This window comes from Novosphingobium aeonii (assembly GCF_052279045.1).
In the GTDB taxonomy this organism is placed as follows: Bacteria; Pseudomonadota; Alphaproteobacteria; order Sphingomonadales; family Sphingomonadaceae; genus Novosphingobium.
On record NZ_CP176832.1, the window covers coordinates 2000263 to 2023353 of the forward strand.

Here is a 23091-nt window from a genome sequence, read left to right on the forward strand (position 1 = left end):
TTTCAGTACTGACCGGGGCCACCGCGACCTGGCATGAAACGGTAGGTGATGCGACCCTTGGTAAGGTCGTAGGGGGTGAGCTCGACGAGAACTTCGTCACCGACCAGCACGCGGATGCGGTTCTTGCGCATTTTTCCGGCGGTGTGGCCAAGGACTTCGTGGCCGTTTTCCAGCTCCACGCGGAACATCGCATTAGGCAGGAGTTCTACGACCCGGCCGCGCATTTCGAGGAGTTCTTCTTTCGCCATTGGCGATCATTACCCGTAAGCTTGCTGCAACATCGCGCGCGGCATACCCATGACGCGCCAAAAATGGAAGCCTCGCCTGCGGCACGCCTGCAAACTCCCATTGCGACGAATGCCGGTGTTCTTGCGACAAAATGTTACCCCGCAGCGCCTTGAAGCCATTTCGCACTCGCGGCATCAGCGCCGTGGGGACGGGGGAATTCATTTCTTGGCGGAGAGTAGACTTGCGGTGCGTGCATCTCATCCCTTTGGCTGCGGGCGTATGCCTGCCGGCCCTTGCCATGGGGCAGACGATTTCCAATCCGGTGACTGTGAGCGCGGCCGCCGGGCTGGCTGGCAGCGGCGCGGCGGTGCCCGCGGCACAGGATGCGCCTGCGGTTCAGGATGAAGACAAGGACGAAGACCCGCTGGAGGTCAGCACCGGGGACATCGTCGTCGTCGCGCCGCGCATCCGTGGGCAACTCGACGTTCCCAACCAGCCCATCGCCACTTTCGACGAGAACGACATCGCCGCTTACGGGGCGGATTCGATCGGCGACCTGATCGCCGCGATCTCGCCGCAGACCGGCAGCGGGCGTGGACGCGGTTCGGGCACGCCGGTGATCCTCGTCAACGGCCAGCGCATCACCAGTTTCCGCGAGATGCGCAACATCCCGCCCGAAGCCATTCGCAAGATGGAAGTGCTGCCCGAGGAAGTGGCGCTGCGCTTCGGCTATCCGGCGAACCAGCGCGTCGTGAACATGATCCTCAAGGACCAGTTCTCCGCCACGACCGTTGCCGGCGAATACAATCGCCCGACGCGCGGCGGCTTTGACAATTACGAACTGGAAAGCGGCATCGTGAAGATCGCCGGCCCGCGCCGGTACAACTTCAACGCCAAGTACACCGATACCTCGATGCTCACCGAGAGCGAGCGGAACGTGCGGCAGGAGGATTCGTCGCGGCCCACCGTGGCGGGCGATCCCGATCCGGCGCGCTACCGCAGCCTCGCGGCGGCAGACAGCGAATTCGTAGCGAACGGCACGATGACCCAGAGCCTTGGCGAACAGGGCCTTGCCGGGTCGATCACGGCCAACGGCACATTCACGCACTCGGTCACCACCTCGCTGTCGGGTCTGGATACCGTGACGCTGACGTCGCCTTCCGGCAGCAGCGAGATCAGGGCCTTGCCCGATCCGCTGACGTCGCGGGTGGTGACGGACATTTTCGAGGCGGGGCTCGGCTACAATGCCATGATAGGCCAGTGGATGTTCAACATCACCGGCGACGGCAGCTATACGGATGCCGAGACCCGCACCGACCGGCGCCGGGACCTGACCGGATTGCAGGATGCGGCAGAGGCCGGCAGTCTCGACGTAGCAGGCGCCTTGCCCTTCGTGCCGGGCGCCGGTGTGGATGTCGCGCGCAGTCGCACGACCGGGCTGTCCTCTCTCGCGACGCTTTCCGGCACGCCCTTCAGCATGCCGGCGGGGGATGCGAACCTCACCTTCAAGGGCGGGTATGACTTCAGCCAGGTCCGGAGCGAGACGACGGCGATCAACGGCACCGGCAGCAAGCTCACGCGCGGGGACGTTTCGGCAGGCGTCAACCTGGCGATTCCGCTCACCAGCCAGGGCGATTTTCTGGGCGGGATCGGCGATCTTGCGCTGAATGTCAGCGCCGGGCTTGACCATCTTTCCGACTTCGGCACTCTCACTGACTGGAGCGCCGGTCTCACCTGGTCGCCGACCGGCAAGCTGACCTTCCAGGCGAGCTACCTCGTCGACGAGGCCGCGCCGACGCTGGCATTGCTCGGCGCCCCGAACGTGCTCACCTACAATGTCTCGGTCTACGATTTCACGCGGAACACCACCGCGCTGGTGACGGTGCTGACCGGCGGCAACCAGGATCTCGTCAAGGAAAAGCAGCGCGACATCAAGATGTCGGCGACGTGGGAGCTGCCCTTCATGGAGCGCTCGAACCTGCTCGTCGAGTATTTCCACAATCGCTCCTCGAACGTCAGCGAAGCTTTCCCGATGCTCACGCCGGCCGTGGAGGCGGCGTTCCCGGGCCGTGTCCAGCGTGACGAGGCAGGCAACCTGACCTATGTCGACCGGCGCGCGGTGACGTTCGACGAGGAAACCAGTTCGCGTATCCGCTGGGGGCTGAATCTCTCGGGCAATCTCGGTAGCCAGAACGGGCAGGGCGGTCCGGGCGGTCCGGGCGTACCTCCTTCCGGCGGCGGTGCGCGTCCCGGCGGGGCGCCGGGCGGTCGTGGCGGGCCGCCGATGATGGGGCCCGGAGGCCCCGGCGGGAAGGGCGGTCGCTGGAACATCTCCGTCTATCATACCTGGCGCTTCACGGACCGCGTGACGATCGCGGACGGGGTGGAGACGCTCGACCAGCTCAATGGCGAGGCGCTGACGGCCGGCGGCGTTCCGCGCCATGCGATCGAGGCCGAGGGCGGTCTGTTCAAGAACGGCTACGGCCTGCGCCTCAAGGCCGAATGGGAAGCGCCCACGCATGTCAACGGCAGCGGCGCGCCGACCAGTTCCGACTTGCGGTTCGGCAGCACTTTCGACGTGAACCTGCGCCTGTTCGCCGATCTCGGCAGGAACGAGGCCCTCGTGGCGAAGATGCCCTTCCTCAAGGGCGCGCGGCTTTCGCTGACGGCGGACAACCTGCTCGATTCGCGGCAGAAGGTCACCGATCAGAACGGCCTGGTGCCTATCGCCTATCAGGCTGCCTACCGCGAGCCGCAGGGCCGGGTGCTCGGCATAGATTTCCGCAAGATGTTCTGATCGTCCCCTCTTCCCGGACCTGATCCGGGAAGAGGGGAGGAGACCGCTTCCCCTTCGGCGCTTCAATCTCTATCTGGCGCTCATGGCGCGAACACCTGCCGGTACTCCCGAACACCCCAATGGCACCGAACGCTTCAACGAGGAGCGGGCGCGCGACACGCTGCGCGGTTCGGACCAGCCCGATCTGCAAGCCGGCGTGGAGGTCATCCGAGAGACGGTGCGGACCCTCCCGGCCAAGCCCGGCGTCTACCGCATGCAGGATGCCCGCGGCGACGTGCTCTACGTGGGCAAGGCGCGGGTGCTGAGGAACCGGGTGGCCAACTATACCCAGTGGGAGCGCCTTCCCGGACGGCTCCAGCGCATGGTCAGCCAGACGCGTTCGATGACCATCGTCACCACCAATTCCGAGGCGGAGGCGCTGCTGCTCGAAGCGCAGCTGATCAAGCGCTTTCGCCCGGCCTACAACGTGCTGCTGCGGGACGACAAGTCGTTCCCCTTCATCCTGCTGCGCGCCGATCACGACTTTCCGCGCATCATGAAGCACCGGGGCGCGCGCAAGATGAAGGGCAATTACTACGGCCCCTTCGCCAGCGCCGGTTCGGTCAACACCACGATCAACGCGCTTCAGAAGCTGTTCCTGCTGCGCTCCTGCACCGACAGCTTCTTCTCGCGGCGCGACCGGCCCTGCCTGCTCTACCAGATCAAGCGCTGCTCGGCCCCCTGCGTGGGGCGTATCGATGAGGCAGGCTACGGCGAACTCGTGAAGGAGGCCAAGGACTTCCTTGGCGGCAAATCGAGCGCGGTGCAGAAGAAGATCGAGAGCCAGATGGCCGAAGCCGCGGAATCGCTGGACTTCGAACGCGCGGCGATGCTGCGAGACCGTCTGCGCGCGGCAACCTTCATCCAGGGCAGCCAGGCGATCAATGCCGAGGGCATGGACAGCGCCGATATCTTCGCGATGGCCTGCAAGAACGGGCAAGTCGGCGTGCAGGCCTTCTTCATTCGCGGCGGCCAGAACTGGGGCCACCGCGCCTTCTTCCCGACCCATACCGAAGGGCTGTCGGAAGAGGAGGTGTTCCAGAGCTTCCTTGCCCAGTTCTACGAGGAAGTGCCGCCTTCGCGCACGATCCTGGTCGACCGGGAATTGCCCGAGGCCGAACTCATGGCCGAGGCGTTCCGAGAACTGGCGGGCGGCAAGGTCGAGATTTCGGTGCCCCAGCGCGGAAATCGGCGGCGCCTGATCGAACAGGCGATGCGCAATGCCGTGGAAGCGCTTGACCGCCGCATGGCCGAGCGCGGTTCCCAGGCGAAGATCTGGCGCGAGATGGCGGAATTCCTCGAACTGCCGGACCTGCCGCAGCGCGTGGAAGTCTACGACAACTCGCACATACAGGGCAGCAAGGCTGTCGGCGCGATGGTAGTGGCGGGGCCGGAGGGCTTCCTCACCAGCCAGTACCGCAAGTTCAATATCCGCGAGGCGCAGTCGAACGACGATTTCGCGATGATGCGCGAGGTCATGACCCGTCGCTTCGGCCGCGTGCAGGAAGAAGACCCCGAGCGTGAGAGCGGCACCTGGCCGGACCTCGTGCTGATCGACGGCGGCAAAGGCCAGATGAGCGCGGTGAAGGACGCGCTGGAAGAACTCGGCATCGAGGACGTAAACCTCATCGCCATCGCCAAGGGGCCGAACCACGGGCGCGAGGGGCGCGAGGTGTTCCATTTCCCCGACGGGCGCGAGAAGATGCTGCCGGTCAATTCGCCGCTGCTGTTCCATCTCCAGCGTCTGCGCGATGAGGTCCACCGCTTCGTCATCGGGGCGCACCGGGCGAAGCGCAGCCGGGCGATCACCGCCAGCCCGCTTGACGAGATTCCCGGCATCGGCCCGGCCCGCAAGCGCGCCTTGCTGCTGCACTTCGGCACGGCCGGGAAAGTGCGTGCCGCCAGCCTTGCCGATCTCCAGCGCGCGCCCGGCGTCAGCGCGGCGGTCGCGCAGACGATCTACGATTTCTACCATCCGAACGGCTGACCGCTTCCATACGAACGGCCGACTCCCATCGACGAACGACATGGCCGCTACGCGACACTTCGCGCTAGGACGCGCGCATTCGCTTGCGCGCGGGGTGGACCTGCGCATCAGCATCAAAGCCGATTTCCCGGAGCTTCAGCCTCTCATGCGTTCTTCCCTGCGTAACCTTGCCACGGCCGGCGCCGTGATTGCTTTCGCCGTTTCCACGCACGCTTTCGCCGCAGCCGTACCGCCCGCCGCTTCGGGCGCGCCGGTGCCGCTGGCCGACACCGTGCCAAGCGACCTGCCGCGCAGCGCCCGGCCCAGCCACTACCGCATCGAGGTCACTCCCGATGCCGAGAAGCTGACGTTCACCGGCACGGTCTCGATCGATCTCACCGTCTTCACCGCCAGCGATGCGCTGACCCTGCACGGTAACGGCCTCACCGTCTCCGCCGCGAAGCTGGTCGCCGAGAACGGCATGCAGATCGCGCTCCAGACCAGTGCCGACGACAAGGCTCAGACCCTGCGCTTCGCTGCGGGCAAGGCCATCGCGCCGGGCAAGTACCGCCTCGACGTGACGTATGCGGGCAAGATCGGCACCCAGCCTTCCGGCCTCTTCGCGCTCGACTATCCCGACAAGCGCACCGGCAAGGACGTGCGCGGCATCTTCACCCAGTTCGAGGCGCCTGAAGCCCGCCGGTTCGTGCCCAGCTTCGACGAACCCAGCTACAAGGCGACGTTCGACCTTTCCGCGGTCGTCCCCGCAGATCGCATGGCGATCAGCAACATGCCGGTGAAGGGCCAGGAAGCACTCTCCGGAGGACTCAAGCGCGTGACGTTCGCGACGACGCCGAAGATGAGCTCCTACCTGCTGTTCTTCGCCATGGGCGACTTCGAGCGCAGCGCTATGAAGGCGGCGGACGGCCTGGAAGTGGGCATCGTCTCGCCCACCGGCAGCGGCGCGAAGGCGGACTATGCCCGTGACGGCCTCGCCCAGATCCTGCCGTGGTTCGACGATTACTTCGGCGTGAAGTTCCCGCTGCCCAAGCTCGACAACATCGCAGCGCCCGGCTCGTCGCAGTTCTTCGGCGCGATGGAGAACTGGGGCGCGATCATGACTTTCGAGCGCATCCTGCTGCTCGACCCCGCCGTGACCAGCCCCTCCGGCAAGCAGAGCATCTACAGTGTGCAGGCGCACGAAACCGCGCACCAGTGGTTCGGCGATCTCGTGACGATGGCCTGGTGGGACGACATCTGGCTGAACGAGGGCTTTGCGAGCTGGATGGCCGACAAGGTCACCGACCACTTCAACCCCGAGTGGAACTGGAAGCTGAACGGCATCGACGGCCGCGAAGGCGCCATGGCGCTCGACGCGCTGCCGACCACGCACCCGGTTGTGCAGAAGGTTCGCACCGTTTCCGAGATGGAACAGGCCTTCGATTCGATCACCTACCAGAAGGGTCAGGCGGTCATTTCGATGCTGGAAGACTATGTCGGCGCCGATACCTGGCGTGCGGGCATGCAGACCTACATGCGCAATCACGCCTATTCGAACACCAGCAGCCGGGACCTCTGGGGTGCGATGGAATCGGCCGGCGGCAAGGACGTGGACCTCATCGCCGAGGCCTTCACCCACACGCCCGGGGTGCCGCTGCTGCGCGTGAACGTCTCGGCTTGCGCTGGCGGCAAGACCCGTCTCGACCTGACGCAGGATGCCTTCTCGCTCGATCCTTCGGCGCGTGCCTCCTCGACAAACGGCGGCGAGAAGCCGACCTGGCCGATGCCGCTGCTGATCCGCGCCGGTAACGGCGAGCCGACGCGCCATCTGATGAGCGGCCGGACCGAGAGCCTGACCGTTGACAGCTGCGATGCCGTGCTCGTGAACGCGGGCCAGCTCGGCTATTACCGCACACTCTACAACGGCAAGGCGCTCGATGCTCTGGTCTCCTCGTTCGGCTCGCTTGCGCCGATCGATCAGTACGGGTTGCTGCGTGACAATCTCTCGCTGTCGCTGGCCGGGTATCAGGACATGTCGGCGGGCCTGCGGCTGCTGGCCTCGGTGCCCGGAACCGCCGATGCGACGCTGGCGGGCAAGGTCGTCGGCCAGTGGGAGAGTGTCTACGGCTTGCTTGACGATGCCAGGGTGAAGGACAAGCTCGCCGCGCGCATCTCGAAGACCTGGGCCCCGCGTCTCGACCAGCTGGGCTTCGATCCGGTCGCGAACGAGCCGCTGACCGATACCAAGCTGCGTGCGCAGTTGATCGACACGCTCGGTTCCATCGGCGACAAGCGCGTCGTGGCCGAGGCGCGCCGCCGTCTTCAGGGCCTTGCCGCCGATCCCAAGTCGCTGGACGGTCCGCTCAAGGGAACCTGGCTCGGCGTCGCCGCAAGCAACGCGACCCGGGCCGACTGGGACCTGCTGCGCCAGCAGGCGGCCCGGGCCACAAGCTTCGTCGAACGCCAGCTCTACTACACAGACCTCGGCATGGCGCCGGATGAGGCCATCGCCAGGGACGCCCTTGCGCTCGCCATTTCCGGCACGCCGGATGCCACAAGCGCCTCGCAGATCATCACCACGGTCGGCCGCGCACATCCCGAGATGACCTTCGATTTCGTCCGCGAACATCAGGCGGTGGTTGACGGGCTGATCGAACATTCCGGCCGCGCCCGCTTCTTCGCGCGCATTGTCGGGTCCACCACGAACCCGGAGATGGTCGGCAAGATCGAGGCCTATGCCGCCACGCTTCCGGCCGATGAGGGGAAGCCCGTGGTGCAGGCGCTGACCGGGCTGAAGGAGCGTCTGGCCAACCGTCCGCGGCAGCGGGTTGAGGTTGCAGCCTGGGTCAAGAAGGCCAGGTAAAAAGGGGCAGGGGGGGCTATGCTCCCCTGCCTTCCCCCTATTTCTTAAACCTGCGAAGCACGCGCCAGGTGAAGGCCTTGACCCGATTGCGCGCAGGCCAGCGCTTCGTCCGGTGCGGTGACAGCCCCAATCCGCGCAGCCACCCGTTTAAAGCCCGCGCGTCCGCCTCGGCGAAGCTCCATTCCGAGCGCCAGGTAATCGACAGCGAAACCGACGGAGTGCTGCCGTTGCGCACGAAATGCGGCGCCATGACCGGCACGTAGACCGCATCGCCCGGTGAAAGCGCGAATTCCGTGCCGCCGCATAGCAGGTCGTCATGCCATTTGAGTTCGCGGCCGCCGCCGGTGTGATAGGTCTCGTGCACTTCGTCCGGCGCAAAGCGGGGATCGCCTGCGGGGAACTGGGTCATGACCTTGGTGCCGCGCACCTGCAGCAGGATATTGTGCTCGGGGTCGAAGTGGTAGGGTGTGACGCCGCCCGCCGAAGTGATGAAGGCGAAGGCCTGAAGCTTCATCATCCTGCCGGTCCTCGCCTCGATCAGGGGGCGCAGTTCGCCCAGCAGGTCTTCGAGCAGCTGCGCGTAGGCAGGCTCCTGCTCGATGTTCTTGATGACGGCCCAGGAGTTGGTGGTCTCGATCTCGCGGATGGTGCGGCCGATGGGAATGCCGGTGGCGGCAGGTTTGCCATCGACGCCGAGGGGCTGATTGCCGAAATTGTACTCGACCGAAGCAGGCGGAAGCGATTCCGCAAGGCAGGCCAGCGCTTCGAGCGCCATGAGAGGGTGGTCGCCGAGCGCATGAGTCAGCTTGTGGGCCGTTTCCGGGTAGTTCGCCGCAAAACGTTCGCGGGTGCTTTCGGAGAAAACCGGCGAGGAAGCGATCCGCGAGACCACGTTCATCGCCCCCCTCCCGCCGGATTGCGTACGAGTTCGGCGCGGACGAAGCTGCGAAACAGGCGGCGGCGCAGTGGGCCGCCGATGGCGATGGAAAGCCGCGCCATCGTGCGCCGTTCGCGCCACAGGTGGTCGATCATCGGATGATCGGCAGCGGCGCAACTGTCGCTCCACTCGATATCGCCGCGTTCAAGGATGTCGAGGTTCTCGCGCTGGAGCAGGACGCCGGGCGAAAAGCGGGAATAGCGCTCGTCGAAAGCGGTCTTGAAGGAGTATGCGCCCGGCGGGGTCAGGAAGCTGGCGAGCATGGCGATGGGGCGACCGCCCAAGGTGAGCGAGAGGCGTTCGAGGCGCCCGCGTGCCGCCGCGCCTTCCAGGCTTTCGCGAAACAGGGCTGCCGTACCCGCATGATTGGCCAGGGCGGAACCGGCTTTGCCTTTCCAGCCCGAGGCTTCGAGCGCGAGGAACCTCTCGCACCATTCGGGCAGTCCTTCCGTGTCGGAGCGGCGCTCGGCCGCCACGGCGCCCTGTTCGGCGAGGCGAGACGCCTGGCGGCGCAGCTCCTTGCGCTTCTTGGAGGAGAGCGAGGCTTCCAGATAGGCATCGGCCGAAAGGTCCGAAGCGAGCAGGGCACGGTCTTCGCGCAGGACGATTTCGGTCTGGCGCGCCTCCCCGGAAATTGTCGCGGAAAGGGCGGCATGGATCGGTCCATCCACGGGCATGGCGCGTAGATGCAGGAACAGTGCCTGTCCCGCACGGTCGTCCGCCCAGTCCAGCACCGCGCGCCAGAAGTCCCGCTCGGCACCGCACGCGATCAGCGGGACGCCGCAGAAGCAGTTTTCATGAAGCCAGCTTGCGAGATTGGGCACGGGCCACCGGTAATAGCGCGGCGCGCTTACCACGGGCAGGAGGCCGGCAAGTTCGCCTGCCTGCTCGAACAGCAGGACCATGACCTTACCGGTGTCGGGAAGGTGCCGAAGCGAGGGCAGGAGATACCAGCTCTCGAAGAAGGGGTTAGGTTCGCTGGCGCGCAGTGCCAGCCGGTCCCACGCCGCGATCTGGTCTTCCAGCGCGCGCCAGGGCAGGCAGGACAGCGTGCTTTCCGGCGGCATGGGGGCAGGAGCCGCCAAAGCGGTGTCCTTCCGAACCGAAGTTGCCTGCCGGTGAAACATGGTCGAATGCATCAGCCTGAATGGATCGCTGCTGATCCGTCCTAGCGTGGCGGCATCAAGGAATTGCTAACGATGGCCCCGGGGAAAACGATCCCGGCGGATCGCTCCGCGCGGGGCCATTGCCCGAGGCCATCGTTCAGCGTTCCGGGTTCAGCCTCCCGCCAGTGCGGCGAGCAGTAGCAGGGCGACGATATTCGTGATCTTGATCATCGGATTGACCGCAGGACCGGCCGTATCCTTGTAGGGATCGCCGACCGTATCGCCCGTCACCGCGGCCTTGTGGGCTTCGGAACCCTTGCCGCCGTGGTGGCCGTCCTCGATGTACTTCTTGGCATTGTCCCAGGCGCCGCCGCCCGATGTCATCGAGAGGGCCACGAACAGCCCGCCGACGATGACGCCCAGAAGCAGGGCGCCCAGTGCCGCGAAGCCGTTTTCCGTGCCCGCGACCGCGGAGATCACGAAGTAGACCACGATCGGCGCCAGTACCGGCAGCAGTGAAGGCACGATCATTTCCTTGATCGCCGCCTTGGTCACGAGGTCCACGGTCCGTGCATAGTCGGGCTTGGATTCGTAGGTCATGATGCCGGGGTTGGCCTTGAACTGTTCGCGCACGTCCACCACCACGTCGCCCGCCGCGCGGCCCACCGCGGTCATGCCCATGGCCCCGAACAGGTAGGGCAGGAGCGCGCCGAGCAGCAGCCCGACGATGACGTAGGGATTCTCCAGGCTGAAATCGACGTTGAGGTCCGGGAAGAACTCCCGCAGATCATTGGTATAGGCGGCAAAGAGCACCAGCCCGGCAAGGCCGGCCGAGCCGATGGCATAGCCCTTGGTGACGGCCTTGGTGGTGTTGCCCACGGCGTCGAGTGCGTCGGTCTTCTCGCGCACGGCGTCGTCGAGGCCCGCCATTTCGGCAATGCCGCCGGCATTGTCGGTGACCGGGCCATAGGCATCGAGCGCAACGACCATTCCCGCAAGCGCCAGCATGGCGGTAGCGGCATAGGCGATGCCGATGAGGCCAGCGAGCTGGTAGGCGACGATGATGCCGGTGACGATCACCAGCGTCGGCAGCGCGGTCGCCTCAAGACTGATGGCGAGGCCCTGGATCACGTTGGTGCCGTGGCCGGTTTCCGAGGCCTTGGCGATAGAGCGCACCGGGCGGTAGCCGGTGCCGGTGTAGTATTCTGTGATCCAGATGATGAGCCCGGTGATGACCAGCCCCACCAGCGAACAGTAGAACAACGTGCGGCCGGAGAAATCGCTTTCGCCGATGAGGGCGTTGATGTCTCCCAGAGCATATCCGATCGCCCACCAGATCGCCGGGACCGAGAGTACCGCCGTGACCAGGAAGCCCTTGTACATGGCGCCCATGATGTTCTGCGAGGAACCGAGCCGGACGAAATAGGTGCCGATGATCGAGGTGACGATGCAGACGCCGCCGATCAGCAGTGGCAGCGCCATGAGGCCGGAAAAGTTGTCTATGCCCTTCATGAGCAGGGCGGTCAGCACCATGGTGGCGCCGACGGTGACGACGTAAGTCTCGAACAGGTCTGCGGCCATGCCGGCACAGTCGCCTACGTTGTCTCCCACATTGTCGGCGATGACGGCGGGGTTGCGGGGGTCATCCTCGGGAATGCCGGCCTCGACCTTGCCGACGAGGTCGGCGCCGACGTCGGCCGCCTTGGTGAAGATGCCGCCGCCGAGACGCGCGAAGATCGAGATCAGCGAAGCGCCGAAGGCGAGGGCGGTGAGGCCCTGGACCACGGTGCGGTCTTCGCCGCCAACCGTATGTCCGCCGGGCCCGGTCAGGTACCAGTAGAACACCGCGATCGCCAGCAAGGCGAGGCCAGCCACCAGCATGCCGGTGATGGCGCCCGCGCGGAAGGCCAGCGTGAGCCCTTGTTGCAGGCCGGTCTGCGCGGCGGCGGCGGTGCGCACGTTCGAGCGGACCGATATGTTCATGCCGATGAAGCCGGCGACGCCGGACAGGATCGCGCCGACGACGAAGCCGATGGCGGAAACCGTACCGAGCGTAATGGCGATGATGATGGCGACGACGAGGCCGACTACCGCGATCGTCGAATACTGGCGCTTCAGGTAGGCTTGGGCGCCTTCCTGAATGGCGGCTGCGATTTCCTGCATCTTTTCGTTGCCGGCTGGCGAGCCGAGCACTTGGCGGCTGGTGACGAAGCCATAGAGAATGGCCAGAAGCCCCAGGACAATTGCGATCGTGACTGGATTCACAAAACGCCCCCTTTTCCCAACGATGTAACGACGGGTTTTCCCGCTCGATCCGACTATGGCTATAGGGAAGCGGGATTAGTGGCAAGCGCGTTGATGGCGGCGGAATTTACGGAATTGCGCCATCCTGGATCAGGTTCGGCCTGCAACAGGTTCGGCCCGCTTCAATGCTGGTAGCCCAGTCGCTCCGGCAATGGCGTGGGCGCGCCGTTCCATTCCAGCGCAACGCCTTCCCCTTCGTCCACCGTCCCGATCAGATGTACGTGCGAGCCTGCCGAGGCGGCGGCGGCGCGTATGTAGGCGCTGTTCACGGCAGGGGCGGTGAACAGCAGGACATAGTCGTCCCCCGCCGTCATCGCGGCGATGCGCTGGTCGAGCCCGTCACCGGCCGTGGAGACGAGCGCGGGGGAAAGCGGAACCTCGTCCGCGGAGAGGGTGATGGCAACCGCGCTGGCCACTGCCATCCGGCGCGCATCGACAAGCAGTCCGTCCGAGACGTCCATCATCGCCGTCACCAGGGGGGCAAGCGCCACTCCCAGCGCCGGCTCCGGCATGGGGCGGCGGTAGCGATCGGCAAGCCATGCGGCATCGGTGCTCTGCACATCGCGGCCCGAGGACAGCAGGTCGAGGCCCAGCCCGGAATCGCCGAGCGTGCCGCTCACCCACACGAGATCGCCCGCCTGCGCGCCGCTGCGGGAGGGCACGAGGCATTCGGTCGGCCCCAGACCGAGCGCGGTCAGCGAGAAACTGCGTGCGGAACCAGCCGGCATTCGCACGGTATCGCCCCCCAGGAGCGGCATCGCGAAATGGCGGCAGGCACGCTCCAGTCCCGCAAGGAAGGCACGGTCCCAGTCGTCTTCGCCAAGCGCGTGCGACTTGAGGCAGCCGAGCGGGGCCGCGCCTTTTGCGGCAAGGTCCGAAGCGTTCACGGCGACGAGTTTCCAGGCCACGTCCTCGGGCGGGTCGCCGGGCAGGAAGTGGACGGATTCGACCAGGGTATCCATGGTCAGCACCAGCCGCTCGTCGCCGATTTCCAGAACGGCGGCATCGTCGGCAAGGCCGCGCGCAGCCGGGTCCACGGCAATCGCGCGCAAGGCGTCTATAAAGGCGAATTCACGGGTCACGCCGGAGACAATGGGCCGTGGCGGGCCCATTGTCGAGATCACGAGTGAACGCTCATGCTGCGCGGAAACGCGGCATCCAGGATCAGCGGACGACCTTGGCGACGGCGTCGAGCACGCCGTTCACGAACTTGGCTTCGCGCGCATCGAAGAAGGCGTGAGCCACGTCGAGATACTCGCTGATGGCAGCGCCGGTCGGCACGTCGGCGCGGGCGAGAAGCTCGTAGGTTCCCGCGCGCAGAATCTGCAGCATGGTCTTGTCGAGGCGGGGCAGCGCCCAGCCTTCGGCGAGCTTGCCCGAGAGCAGTTCATCGATCTCGTCACGGCGAGAGATCACACCCTTCACCACGTCGTCGAAGAAGGCGACTTCGGCCTTGGCGTATTCTTCTTCGTCGATCGTCATGCCGAGACGGTGGCGGTGGAATTCGTCAAGCAGGGTGGGCAGCAGGGTGCCCTCCATGTCGAACTGGTACAGCGCCTGGACGGCGGCGAGGCGGGCGGCGGCCCTGGCTTGCTTCGAGCCGGCTTGCTTGGAATTGCTCATTGGGAAAGTCTCACGGAAATGGAGCGCGCGTGCGCGGGAAGCCCTTCGGCATCGGCAAGGGCAACGGCGGCGGGGCCGATGGCCTCCAGCGCCGCCTGGTCGAGCTGGATGAAGCTGGTGCGCTTCATGAAATCGAGGACCGACAGGCCCGAGGCGAACCGCGCGCGACGCCCGGTGGGCAGCACGTGGTTGGGGCCGGCGACATAGTCGCCCACCGCTTCGGGGGTCATGCGGCCAAGGAACACCGATCCGGCATGGCGGATCTTGCGGAACAGGCTCTCCGGATCGTCGGTGGCGATCTCGACGTGCTCGGCGGCGAGCGCATCGGCAAGGGCCGGGGCCTCGTCGAGGCTCTCGACAACGACGATCACGCCGTAGTCGTTCCACGACTGGCGAGCGGTTGCTTCGGTGGCGAGGGTGGACAGCTCCAGTTCCACCGCTTCGGCAACAGCGTCGGCATAAGCCGCATCGTCGGTGATGAGGATCGACTGCGAGGTCGGGTCGTGCTCGGCCTGGCTCAGCAGGTCGGCGGCAATCCGGCGGGGTTCGTTCCTGGCGTCGGCGATGACGAGGATTTCGCTCGGTCCGGCGACCATGTCGATGCCGACGACGCCGTAGAGCTGGCGCTTGGCCTCGGCCACCCAGGCATTGCCGGGACCGGTGACGACGTCGACCGCGGCGATCCGATCGGTGCCGTAGGCCAGCGCGCCGACGGCATGGGCACCACCCACGCGCCACACTTCATCCACGCCAGCAAGGTGCGCGGCGGCAAGGACGAGCGCGTTGACTTCGCCCTTGGGCGTAGGCGTGACGACGACGAGACGCTCCACGCCTGCGACCTTGGCGGGGATCGCGTTCATCAGCATCGAGGAGGGGTAGGCCGCGCGGCCGCCCGGCACGTAAAGCCCGGCGGCATCGACCGCGCGCCAGACCGCGCCGAGGCGGACGCCGGCTTCGTCGGTATAGTCGCGGTTTTCCGGCAGCTGGGCGGCGTGATAGGCGCGAATGCGGGTTGCGGCGAGTTCGAGCGCCGCGCGCAGTTCCGGGGCGAGGGCTTCGAATGCGGCGCGGCAGGTTTCCGCATCGATCCGCCAGCCGCTCCGGTCGAGGTCGTGCCCGTCGAAGCGCGCGGTATAGTCGGCCAGCGCCGCGTCACCGCGTTCGCGCACTTGCGCCAGGATTTCGGCCACGTCGCGGGCGACATCGACGGCGCTCTCCCGGCGGTCGGAAACGACGCGCCGGAAGGCTTCCGCGAAGTCCGCGTCCTTGCTGGAAAGGCGCAGCATCAGGCGGCGGCCTTCTGTTCGGCTACCAGCGCACGGAAGGCTTCGACGAGCGCGGCCACGCGGTCGTCGGTCTTGAGCGCGGCACGGTTGACGATCAGGCGCGCGGAAATGTCGAGGATGCGGCTGGTTTCGACAAGACCGTTTTCCTTCAGCGTGCGGCCGGTGGACACCAGGTCGACGATGCGGCTGGAGAGGCCGAGCGAAGGGGCGAGTTCCATCGCGCCGTTCAGCTTCACGACTTCGGCCTGTACGCCCAGCTTCTCGTAATGGCGGCGGGTCAGGTTCGGATACTTGCTGGCGACGCGCAAGTGCGAAGGCAGCGCCCCGCCGACTTCGCCTTCACGTTCGGCCACCGAGAGCCGGCAGTGCCCGATATCGAGGTCCACCGGGGCATAGAGGTCGGGGTAGGCGAACTCTTCCACCACGTCGGAGCCGACGATGCCGACTTGCGCCGCGCCATGCGCCACGAACGTCGCCACATCGAATGCGCGCACGCGGATCAGGCGCATCTCGCTGTTCTCGCACGCAAAAGAGAGCGCGCGGGACTTCTTGTCGTGGAATTCCGCCTCGGGCACCACGCCGGCACGCGCCATCAGAGGCAGCGCTTCGTCGAGGATTCGGCCCTTGGGCACGGCGAATGTCAGGCTTGTCGGCATGGTGCGCGCATTTAGGCTGCCATTGCGCAAAGGGCAACCGGGGATGACGGCGCTATGTTCGGCCTTCAGGTTGCCCCCCGGCGCAAGGCTGCAACGGCGCGCTCTATTCGCCGGGGGCGCTGGCCTTGATGGCGACGGCGTGGACCCGGTTTCCCGGAATGTCGCCGAGTGCCGCATTGACGAGGCGCTGGCGCTGAAGGCGCGAAACGCCTGCGAAAGCGGGACTTTCGATTTCTATGGTGAAGTGCGATTCGCCGGTGCCGTCATCGCCGGTGTGACCGGCGTGGCTGGCGGAATCGTTGACGACATCAAGGCGGGTGGGGGTGAAGGCGGCTTCGAGAAGCTGCCGCATTTCCTGTGCGATCGGTCCGGTCATGTCTTCCATTTACGCGCTCGTTATCCCATCTGGAAGCCGGTGAGACATTCTAGATTTCATGGCAGAGTCGAATCCGGTGGACGCGCGTGCAACTGGCCGGGGTGTGAAGAGGCGGGCGAATTCCGTGCGCCGGGCATGCGCTTGCCCGGTTTTGACGGGCCGGGCGACTATCGCTGGTTCTGTCTCGATCACGTTCGCGAATTCAATTCGGGGTACGACTATTTCGACGGCATGAGCGCGGAGGAAATTTTCCGCGCGCAGTCGCCGCTGCATGGCTGGGAAGCGCAGAGCCGTGCGTTCCGGCCGGATGCCGGCGTGGACGGTACGCCGCGCTGGGCCGACTTTGCCGATCCGCTGGAAGCGATCAGCGGCCGCGCCAAGGCGCACATGCGGCAGCGCCAGTCCGAGATGAAGCCCGAGAACGCCCGCTTCAACCCGGAAGAGCGACGCGCGCTCGGCGTGCTGGGGCTCGATGGCGATATCGACAGCAAGACGCTGCGGCTGCGCTACACGCGGCTGCTGCGCCAGTATCACCCCGATCACAACGGCGGAGACCATAGCCGTGCCGCGCGTTTGCAGGGGGTGGTGGAGGCTTATCAGCTCCTGCGTAAATCGGCGGCGTTGGAGGGGTAGGCCTACTGGCGGAGCGGGGTGACGGTTCCGCCACCCGCTTCGGTTCAGGCCTTTTCCCTTTCGCAGATTTTGGCGAGTTGTTCGGCGCAGGCGGACCAGCCGTCCGTGAAGCCCATGTCCTCGTGCATCTTGCGGTCTTCCTCGCGCCAGTGCCGTGCGCGGGCGGTATAGCGCGTGCCGCTGCCTTCCGGTTCCAGTTCCCAGATACCGATCATGAACGGCCCGGATGGCTGGAAGTCTCCCGTGACGGCATCGGTGGTAACGAAGCGGCGGCCTTCCTCGTATGCGAGGTATATCCCGTCCTGCGGTGCGGTTTCCCCGTCAGGCCCGTACATCGTCATCCGGCAGATTCCGCCGGGGCGGCGGTCCTGCTCCTCGACTTCGACCCGCCAGGGACGGGGGCACCACCATTCCTCCTGCCGGTTGGCCATGACGTCCCATACCTGCGTGATGGGAGCATCGATGTAGCGGGTGATCGACAGTTCGTTACCAGTCTCGCTCACGGGGTTCTCCTCAGTCTCTATCAGGTGCGCCGAGCGGGAAATAGGCGCGGAACGGCCGTGCCTCGTCGACGCAGCGGGCGACGGCGGGCAGCGAGAGCAGATGCGCGCGCCAGGCACGAAGGCGCGGCCTGTCCTCGGGTATCGGGTGGACCCAATCCGCATAGAACAGGGCGGGCGCCGCGGCGCATTCGATCAGGGTGACATGCTCCATCGGCGGATAGAACTGGAGCCAGCCTTCCAGCCAGGCATAGACCCGGTCCAGTTGCGCGCGGGCTTCGGCGCAGCGGGTCAGGTCGGGATTCTCCGGATCGCGGATATACTCGTTCACCACGATCTGCATGACGTTCATCACGTAGTTGTCGAAGACCCGGTCCAGCATGCGGATCGCCGTTGCCGCGTCCGGATCTTCGGGCAGGAGCGTGCCCGGGGCAGCATGGTGCCGATCAATATATTCGATGATCGTGGTGGCTTCGAACAGCAGGTTCTCGCCATCGCGCAGCACCGGGAACTTGCCCAGCGGTCCTGCCATCTGCACGACTTCGGCATGTTCCGGGTGCTCGGCATCGACCACTTGCAGAACGAAGGGCACGTCATGGGCGTAAAGCGCGATCAGCGCCTTCCACGTGTAGGACGAAAAGGGATGGCCGAAGAGTTCGAGAACAGGCTCAGGCGTCATGCGGTGCTTCCTGCAAGGGCGGCCTCGATCGCGGCGACATCGATCTTGCGCATCGTCATCATCGCTTCCATCGCCCGCTTGGCGGCCGCCCGGTCGGGATTGCCCAGCGCCCGTCCCAGCACCCGGGGTGTGATCTGCCAGGAAAGCCCCCACTTGTCCTTGCACCAGCCGCACATGCTTTCCGCGCCGCCGTTACCCACGATGGCGTTCCAGTAGCGGTCGGTCTCTTCCTGGTCCCCGGTTTCCACCTGGAACGAGAAAGCTTCGCTATGCTTGAACGCCGGGCCGCCGTTGAGGCCGATGCATTCTATGCCCATGACCGAGAATTCGACCGTGATGACGTCTCCCGCCTTGCCGTCGGGATAGTCCGCCGGGGAGCGAGTCAGGTCGGTGACCCGGGTGTCGGGAAAGATCGAGGCATAGAAGTTCGCGGCCTCTTCGGCATCGCCTTCGTACCAGAGGCAGACGCGGTTCTTCGCGCGATCCGTGGCGGTCATTTCTTCATCTCCCCGATCAGCGTGTTGTCCACCGCTTTGGCTGCCTTGTAGGCCTCGCGTGCCTGGAAACGCTCGGCATAGGCGACGAAGGCGCGGCGCGGCGGCATCGTGCCGAAAGTCAGCCCCCAGTCCACCGCGCTGCCGACGTAGACGTCGGCCATGGTGAAGCGGGAGCCGCACACATAGTCTGCCTGGTCGAAATGGCTTTCGAGGGCATTCATCGTCCGCTCGAAGTTGCCCCAGCCGACCATCGGCTCCTGTTCGGGCGTCGGCTCGCACTTGAGGTGGCGCGAGGTGATCGCCTGTTCGACCGGGCCGGACGCGAAGAACGTCCAGCGATAGTAGTCCGCCATTTCCCCGTCATTGGGCAGCAGTCCGGCTTCGGGATGCATCTCGGCGAGGTAGAGGCAGATCGCGGCGGCTTCGGTCACGACACGGTCGCCGCCATCGGCGTGGTGGACGATCGTGGGCACCTTGCCCATCGGATTGACCGCGAGGAAACTGGCCGGCTTGTCTTTCCAGTCGATCAGGACCTGCCGGTAATCGGCGCCCGCCTCATGAAGTGCCCAGCGGGCGATCTGCCCACGCGACATCGGGTTGGTATAGAAGGTATAATCGGCCATAGTCCTTCTCCGTCGCGTGGTGCGAGGTTGGAACAATTGCGGAACACGGGGCTGTCGTCAATGGCCTTGAAGTTCCGGTCGTGCCTTAGTCACCTTTAGGGCCGACGAGGCCGAAGCCTGCGCCTTGCGGATCGATCGCGACGACGATCCACTCGCCGCCGGGCACCTCGTGCGGGCCCATCAGCACGGTGCCGCCGTTCGCCTCGATCGCCGCTTGCGCCGCCTCGATCGAAGGGACGCCGAAGTAGAACAGCCAGACCGAGGGCTGGCTTTCCTCCTGGCGCTGCATGATCGCGCCGAGCGTTTGCCCGTGGTGGCCGATGAAGCAGTAGTCTCCCATCTCGCCCATCGACATCTTCTCGTCGAAGGTGAATCCGAAGTGCCTGCCGTAGAACGCCATGGAGGCGGCCTGGTCGGGGCTGGCCAGTTCGTTCCACCGAACCCGCTGGTTTTCGGTGACGGAGAACACGTCGCTCGCTGCATCGGGCTGATCGGCGGGCGGGACAGGGTTCATAAGGTAGATCGGCACGCCCTGCGGGTCGGCAACCATGGCGATGCGGCCCACGGGCAGGTCGGTGGCGGGCATCTGGATCTTGCCGCCTTCCGAGGCGATCGTCTCCACCGCCGCGTCGACATCCTCGACATGGAAGTAGGGCAGCCAGATCGGCCGTGCTCCGCCTTCGGCCATATCCTCGGTGATCTGCATGGCGCCGCCGGCCATGCCGCCATCGTCCCGCACGATCATGCGATAGTCCAGGCCGCCCGCTTCCGGGCTGGCGTGATCGCCGATGGTCCAGCCCACGACCGCGCGGTAGAAGGCCGCAGCCCCGTCGAGGTCGCTGGTGAGCAGTTCGTACCAGATGAAGCTTCCGACTGGATTGGCCATCGTCATTCTCCCGTTTCGGCCTGAGGCAGTTCGACGACGGAATCGAACCCGCCATATATCATTCGCGCGCCGTCGAAAGGCGGCGGGTTGGTGGCGGGGTCGAAGCGCGGATCGTTCTTCATAAGCTCCATCAGCAGGCCCATCTGCCGGTCCCGCGTGGCCTTGTCGGGCCACTCGATCCAACTGAAGCAGACCGTTTCGTCCTCTCTGGCGTCCACCGCGCGGAAGAAGTCGGTCTGCTTGCCGTGCTGGAGATCGTCACCCCAGAATTCGACCACCCGCGTTGCCCCGTATTCGATGAAATAGTCATCGAATTCCCGTGCATGGGAGATGAACCGGTCCTTGTTGGCAAGGGGGACGGCAATCACGAAACCATCTATGTAAGGCATGGCTATTCTCCGGAAGTGGCGGGAGAGGCGTAGCTTTCGAGTTGTTCCGAGAGGGCCCGGCGGAACGCCGGACGGCTTTCTCCGCGCGCCTTGTAGGCGGCGAGCACGGGGAAGCTTTCGAGGATGTCCGTGTGGTCGAGAATGCGCAGCACCGTAACGAGGAGGATGTCCGCGAGCGAGAAGGCGCCGGCCAGCCATTCCCGCTCTCCCAGCGCTTTCTCGGTGCTGGAGAGACGCGATTTCACGAGCTTCAGCGCGCTTGGACGGGCTTCTGCGGCCCATGCCTTTCCTGACTGGAATATGTCGAGCATGCCGATCTGGGCGACGAACGGTTCAATGCTGTTGAGCCCCGCGAACAGCCAGGCGATCGCCTGCCAGCGCGTGGCCGGGTCTGCCGGAAGCAACCGCTCGTCCTGTTCGCCGAGGTAGAGCAGGATCGCGCCGCTTTCGAACAGGCGCTGCTCGCCGTCGTCGAAGGCGGGAACCTGGCCGAAGGGCTGCCATTCGCGGTAGCTGTCCGGGCGCGGGCTGAACACGTCGAGCAGGTCGATCCGGTAATCCCGCCCGATCTCCTCCAGCGCCCAGCGGATGCGCAAATCGCGGACCTGGCCCCGAACGGGCTGGGGAACGTCGGCATAGGCGGTAATGACGGTCGAGGCGGACTCGTTCCGGGGCATCGTCACTCTCCGATGTCGATGCGCCTGCTCGGCGCGATTCGTTATTGCCGGAGCCTGATCTTTCAGGTTACAAAAAGCAACCATGGAGTTAAAAAACGAAACCAAGGGGCGGGCGAAGCGTTCGGGAGGCAGGATGAAAGCCCCGGACGATGGTTCGGAAGGGCAGGGCGCTCATGCCGGATCTCACGGGCGCTGGTACCGCGACGCCTGCGGGGCGGCCTTCGCGATGGAGCTTGTGGGAGAGCGCTGGACCCTGCCGATCGTGCGCGAAATGATGCTTGGTCCGCGCCGCTTCAACGGGCTGCGCGCCGCGCTGCCCGGCCTGAGCGCCAAGGTGCTGACCGAACGGCTGGGCAGCCTCGAAGCCTCGGGCATCGTGCGCCGTGCGGTGCTTCCGCCGCCTGCCTCCGTGCAGGTCTACGCCCTGACCCAATGGGGATTGGGGCTGGAGGCGGTCATGCAGGAACTTGGGCGCTGGGCGGTGCGCTCGCCATCGCACGATCCGTTCCTGCCGCTGACGCCGGTGGCCTTCATGCTCTCCTTGCGCACGATGATCGTGCCCGAGCGGATCGGCGACCTCGAAATCGCCGTGGCTTTCGACGTCGGGGGGCAATGCTTCCTTGGCCGGCTGGAGCGGGGGCAACTGCACATCGTGCCCGCCGGTGAGGAAATCGGCGCGACGGATCTGCGCTTCTGTGCGGAAACCGCCACGGACTTCCTGCCGGTGTTCTATGGCAAGCGCACGGTGGAGGAGGCGGGCGGGCGGCTTTCGGTACTGGGGGACGCAGGCCTTGCCCGCAGGTTCATCGATCTTTTCTCCCTGCCCGCGAAGCTTGCGCCGGGGAACGTGGCGGGGGGCTGACTTTCGCAGCCGGGCCCGTCGGCATGGCCGGCCGCCCGGCGGACCGCATTTCCCGATATGGCTCAAAGCCTGTTGCGGTGCAGCGCTCGCTTGTCTACGCGAGTGCAACGATGACTGAGACCGAGACCATGAAAGCCGAGAACCGCCCCGAGTCACGAGACGCCACCGTGCTGGCTGCTCCCGACATCGAACTCGACGTGCGCGAGACCTTCGGAGTCGATATCGACTGGAAGGTACCTGCCTTCTCCGTCGCCGACGAGCGCGTTCCCGACCTTGACGAGACTTACGTCTTCGACCCGGACACCACGCTCGCGATCCTTGCGGGCTTTGCCTACAACCGCCGCGTCATGGTGCAGGGCTACCATGGTACCGGCAAGTCGACGCACATCGAACAGGTGGCCGCGCGTCTCAAGTGGCCATGCATCCGCATCAACCTCGATGCGCATATCAGCCGTATCGACCTGATCGGCCGCGATGCCATCGTGCTGCGCGACGGTCTCCAGGTCACCGAATTCCGCGAAGGCCTGCTGCCCTGGGCGCTCCAGCACCCGGTGGCGCTGGTGTTCGACGAATACGACGCCGGCCGCCCGGACGTGATGTTCGTGATCCAGCGCATCCTGGAAACCGAAGGCAAGCTGACCCTGCTTGACCAGAACCGCGTGATCCGCCCGGACAGGAATTTCCGCCTCTTCGCCACCGCCAACACGGTCGGGCTGGGCGATACCTCCGGCCTCTATCACGGCACCCAGCAGATCAACCAGGGCCAGATGGACCGCTGGAACCTGGTGGTCGGGCTGAATTACCTGCCGGAACCGGTCGAGACCGACATCGTCACCAAGAAGGTGCCGCAGGTCGATGCCAAGGTCGTCGCGAACATGGTCAAGGTTGCGGACTTCACGCGTCAGGGCTTCATGAACGGAGACATTTCCACGGTGATGAGCCCGCGCACGGTCATCACCTGGGCACAGAATTCGGCAATCTTCAACGATGTGGGCTTCGCCTTCCGCCTCTCGTTCCTCAACAAGTGCGACGAGACCGAGCGCGTGATGGTGGCCGAATACTACCAGCGCGTGTTCGGCAACGACCTGCCCGAGAGCGTGGTCGGCAAGGCCTGAGACTTACCGTCATCACGAACAGGAAAAGGGAGGCTGCGGCCTCCCTTTT

General features: G+C 65.6%; 22 protein-coding genes. 6 read left to right on the forward strand and 16 right to left on the reverse strand.

The window, feature by feature from the left end; all coding sequences use genetic code 11:
- Nucleotides 1-2 precede the first annotated feature (2 nt).
- On the reverse strand, nucleotides 3-248 hold the full coding sequence (infA, locus tag ACLIMP_RS09750) for a translation initiation factor IF-1 (RefSeq protein WP_054441495.1): 246 nt from the start codon (nucleotides 246-248) through the stop codon (nucleotides 3-5).
- A 230-nt stretch (nucleotides 249-478) separates the two neighbouring features.
- Here infA and ACLIMP_RS09755 point away from each other — a divergent pair, with 230 nt between their 5' ends.
- The 3 genes from ACLIMP_RS09755 to ACLIMP_RS09765 all read left to right on the forward strand — a co-directional run bounded on the left by ACLIMP_RS09755 (nucleotide 479) and on the right by ACLIMP_RS09765 (nucleotide 7893).
- Nucleotides 479-3025: a TonB-dependent receptor gene (locus ACLIMP_RS09755; RefSeq protein WP_443477810.1), complete on the forward strand. Its 2547-nt coding sequence runs from the start codon at nucleotides 479-481 to the stop codon at nucleotides 3023-3025.
- Between the two features lie 82 nt (nucleotides 3026-3107).
- Complete coding sequence (uvrC, locus tag ACLIMP_RS09760) at nucleotides 3108-5051, forward strand: excinuclease ABC subunit UvrC (RefSeq protein WP_054441501.1); 1944 nt, start codon at nucleotides 3108-3110, stop codon at nucleotides 5049-5051.
- Nucleotides 5052-5091: 40 nt separating this feature from the next.
- Nucleotides 5092-7893 carry a M1 family metallopeptidase gene (locus ACLIMP_RS09765; protein WP_324694718.1) on the forward strand — a complete coding sequence of 934 codons (2802 nt, stop codon included), beginning with the start codon at nucleotides 5092-5094 and terminating at the stop codon, nucleotides 7891-7893.
- A 37-nt stretch (nucleotides 7894-7930) separates the two neighbouring features.
- On the opposite strand, the gene ACLIMP_RS09770 is transcribed toward ACLIMP_RS09765, so the two are convergent.
- From ACLIMP_RS09770 to ACLIMP_RS09805, 8 genes are all read right to left on the reverse strand, one after another.
- Nucleotides 7931-8791: a JmjC domain-containing protein gene (locus tag ACLIMP_RS09770; RefSeq protein ID WP_324694720.1), complete on the reverse strand. Its 861-nt coding sequence runs from the start codon at nucleotides 8789-8791 to the stop codon at nucleotides 7931-7933.
- Nucleotides 8788-9897, reverse strand: a complete 1110-nt coding sequence (locus ACLIMP_RS09775) for a GNAT family N-acetyltransferase (protein WP_420719880.1) — start codon at nucleotides 9895-9897, stop codon at nucleotides 8788-8790. The genes ACLIMP_RS09770 and ACLIMP_RS09775 overlap by 4 nt, the downstream gene beginning before the upstream one ends.
- A 210-nt stretch (nucleotides 9898-10107) precedes the next feature.
- Nucleotides 10108-12201, reverse strand: a complete 2094-nt coding sequence (locus ACLIMP_RS09780) for a sodium-translocating pyrophosphatase (RefSeq protein ID WP_443477811.1) — start codon at nucleotides 12199-12201, stop codon at nucleotides 10108-10110.
- 161 nt (nucleotides 12202-12362) lie between these two features.
- A complete protein-coding gene (gene thiL, locus ACLIMP_RS09785; RefSeq protein WP_324694726.1) occupies nucleotides 12363-13322 on the reverse strand; it encodes a thiamine-phosphate kinase in 960 nt (319 codons plus the stop codon).
- 82 nt (nucleotides 13323-13404) lie between these two features.
- Nucleotides 13405-13863, reverse strand: a complete 459-nt coding sequence (nusB, locus tag ACLIMP_RS09790) for a transcription antitermination factor NusB (protein WP_054441504.1) — start codon at nucleotides 13861-13863, stop codon at nucleotides 13405-13407.
- Nucleotides 13860-15149, reverse strand: a complete 1290-nt coding sequence (hisD, locus tag ACLIMP_RS09795; protein ID WP_324694729.1) for a histidinol dehydrogenase — start codon at nucleotides 15147-15149, stop codon at nucleotides 13860-13862. The genes nusB and hisD overlap by 4 nt, the downstream gene beginning before the upstream one ends.
- The gene (hisG, locus tag ACLIMP_RS09800; protein WP_054441505.1) at nucleotides 15149-15805 is read right to left on the reverse strand and encodes an ATP phosphoribosyltransferase; all 657 of its coding nucleotides are present in this window, start codon (nucleotides 15803-15805) and stop codon (nucleotides 15149-15151) included. The genes hisD and hisG overlap by 1 nt, the downstream gene beginning before the upstream one ends.
- Nucleotides 15806-15908: 103 nt before the next feature.
- Nucleotides 15909-16181: a BolA family protein gene (locus ACLIMP_RS09805; protein WP_185998801.1), complete on the reverse strand. Its 273-nt coding sequence runs from the start codon at nucleotides 16179-16181 to the stop codon at nucleotides 15909-15911.
- 39 nt (nucleotides 16182-16220) lie between these two features.
- Between ACLIMP_RS09805 and ACLIMP_RS09810 the strand changes: the two genes are divergently transcribed.
- The gene (locus ACLIMP_RS09810; protein ID WP_443477812.1) at nucleotides 16221-16814 is read left to right on the forward strand and encodes a DnaJ domain-containing protein; all 594 of its coding nucleotides are present in this window, start codon (nucleotides 16221-16223) and stop codon (nucleotides 16812-16814) included.
- Nucleotides 16815-16858: 44 nt separating this feature from the next.
- Here the strand turns inward: ACLIMP_RS09810 and ACLIMP_RS09815 are convergent, their stop codons facing one another.
- The 7 genes from ACLIMP_RS09815 to ACLIMP_RS09845 form a co-directional block, all read right to left on the reverse strand.
- A complete protein-coding gene (locus tag ACLIMP_RS09815; protein WP_324694735.1) occupies nucleotides 16859-17317 on the reverse strand; it encodes an SRPBCC family protein in 459 nt (152 codons plus the stop codon).
- A gap of 10 nt (nucleotides 17318-17327) precedes the next feature.
- Nucleotides 17328-17993 (reverse strand): glutathione S-transferase family protein, encoded by a 666-nt coding sequence (locus ACLIMP_RS09820; protein ID WP_324694737.1) that lies wholly within the window; start codon nucleotides 17991-17993, stop codon nucleotides 17328-17330.
- Complete coding sequence (locus tag ACLIMP_RS09825; RefSeq protein ID WP_324694738.1) at nucleotides 17990-18490, reverse strand: VOC family protein; 501 nt, start codon at nucleotides 18488-18490, stop codon at nucleotides 17990-17992. The genes ACLIMP_RS09820 and ACLIMP_RS09825 overlap by 4 nt, the downstream gene beginning before the upstream one ends.
- Nucleotides 18487-19113: a glutathione S-transferase family protein gene (locus tag ACLIMP_RS09830; protein ID WP_324694740.1), complete on the reverse strand. Its 627-nt coding sequence runs from the start codon at nucleotides 19111-19113 to the stop codon at nucleotides 18487-18489. Before ACLIMP_RS09830 ends, ACLIMP_RS09825 begins: the two co-directional genes overlap by 4 nt.
- Nucleotides 19114-19198: 85 nt before the next feature.
- A complete protein-coding gene (locus ACLIMP_RS09835) occupies nucleotides 19199-19999 on the reverse strand; it encodes a VOC family protein (protein ID WP_443477813.1) in 801 nt (266 codons plus the stop codon).
- Between the two features lie 2 nt (nucleotides 20000-20001).
- Nucleotides 20002-20388, reverse strand: a complete 387-nt coding sequence (locus ACLIMP_RS09840; protein WP_443477814.1) for a DUF1428 domain-containing protein — start codon at nucleotides 20386-20388, stop codon at nucleotides 20002-20004.
- A gap of 2 nt (nucleotides 20389-20390) precedes the next feature.
- Nucleotides 20391-21065 carry a glutathione S-transferase family protein gene (locus ACLIMP_RS09845; protein ID WP_443477815.1) on the reverse strand — a complete coding sequence of 225 codons (675 nt, stop codon included), beginning with the start codon at nucleotides 21063-21065 and terminating at the stop codon, nucleotides 20391-20393.
- Between the two features lie 133 nt (nucleotides 21066-21198).
- On the opposite strand from ACLIMP_RS09845, the gene ACLIMP_RS09850 reads away from it, so the two are divergent.
- Both ACLIMP_RS09850 and cobS read left to right on the forward strand, forming a co-directional pair.
- Nucleotides 21199-21927: a winged helix-turn-helix transcriptional regulator gene (locus tag ACLIMP_RS09850; RefSeq protein ID WP_324694750.1), complete on the forward strand. Its 729-nt coding sequence runs from the start codon at nucleotides 21199-21201 to the stop codon at nucleotides 21925-21927.
- Between the two features lie 110 nt (nucleotides 21928-22037).
- Nucleotides 22038-23042 carry a cobaltochelatase subunit CobS gene (gene cobS, locus ACLIMP_RS09855; protein WP_054441731.1) on the forward strand — a complete coding sequence of 335 codons (1005 nt, stop codon included), beginning with the start codon at nucleotides 22038-22040 and terminating at the stop codon, nucleotides 23040-23042.
- Nucleotides 23043-23091: the final 49 nt, after the last annotated feature.

What these genes read in the sequence shown, in the direction of transcription:
- ACLIMP_RS09825 (WP_324694738.1), bottom strand. Translation starts at nt 18,490, where the DNA reads ATGACCGCCACGGATCGCGCGAAGAACCGCGTCTGCCTCTGGTACGAA.
- ACLIMP_RS09775 (WP_420719880.1), bottom strand. Translation starts at nt 9,897, where the DNA reads ATGCCGCCGGAAAGCACGCTGTCCTGCCTGCCCTGGCGCGCGCTGGAA.
- hisD (WP_324694729.1), bottom strand. Translation starts at nt 15,149, where the DNA reads ATGCTGCGCCTTTCCAGCAAGGACGCGGACTTCGCGGAAGCCTTCCGG.
- cobS (WP_054441731.1), top strand. Translation starts at nt 22,038, where the DNA reads ATGACTGAGACCGAGACCATGAAAGCCGAGAACCGCCCCGAGTCACGA.
- ACLIMP_RS09840 (WP_443477814.1), bottom strand. Translation starts at nt 20,388, where the DNA reads ATGCCTTACATAGATGGTTTCGTGATTGCCGTCCCCCTTGCCAACAAG.
- hisG (WP_054441505.1), bottom strand. Translation starts at nt 15,805, where the DNA reads ATGCCGACAAGCCTGACATTCGCCGTGCCCAAGGGCCGAATCCTCGAC.
- ACLIMP_RS09770 (WP_324694720.1), bottom strand. Translation starts at nt 8,791, where the DNA reads ATGAACGTGGTCTCGCGGATCGCTTCCTCGCCGGTTTTCTCCGAAAGC.
- ACLIMP_RS09845 (WP_443477815.1), bottom strand. Translation starts at nt 21,065, where the DNA reads ATGCCCCGGAACGAGTCCGCCTCGACCGTCATTACCGCCTATGCCGAC.
- ACLIMP_RS09850 (WP_324694750.1), top strand. Translation starts at nt 21,199, where the DNA reads ATGAAAGCCCCGGACGATGGTTCGGAAGGGCAGGGCGCTCATGCCGGA.
- uvrC (WP_054441501.1), top strand. Translation starts at nt 3,108, where the DNA reads ATGGCGCGAACACCTGCCGGTACTCCCGAACACCCCAATGGCACCGAA.
- infA (WP_054441495.1), bottom strand. Translation starts at nt 248, where the DNA reads ATGGCGAAAGAAGAACTCCTCGAAATGCGCGGCCGGGTCGTAGAACTC.
- ACLIMP_RS09835 (WP_443477813.1), bottom strand. Translation starts at nt 19,999, where the DNA reads ATGGCCAATCCAGTCGGAAGCTTCATCTGGTACGAACTGCTCACCAGC.
- nusB (WP_054441504.1), bottom strand. Translation starts at nt 13,863, where the DNA reads ATGAGCAATTCCAAGCAAGCCGGCTCGAAGCAAGCCAGGGCCGCCGCC.
- ACLIMP_RS09805 (WP_185998801.1), bottom strand. Translation starts at nt 16,181, where the DNA reads ATGACCGGACCGATCGCACAGGAAATGCGGCAGCTTCTCGAAGCCGCC.
- ACLIMP_RS09830 (WP_324694740.1), bottom strand. Translation starts at nt 19,113, where the DNA reads ATGGCCGATTATACCTTCTATACCAACCCGATGTCGCGTGGGCAGATC.
- ACLIMP_RS09820 (WP_324694737.1), bottom strand. Translation starts at nt 17,993, where the DNA reads ATGACGCCTGAGCCTGTTCTCGAACTCTTCGGCCATCCCTTTTCGTCC.
- ACLIMP_RS09765 (WP_324694718.1), top strand. Translation starts at nt 5,092, where the DNA reads ATGGCCGCTACGCGACACTTCGCGCTAGGACGCGCGCATTCGCTTGCG.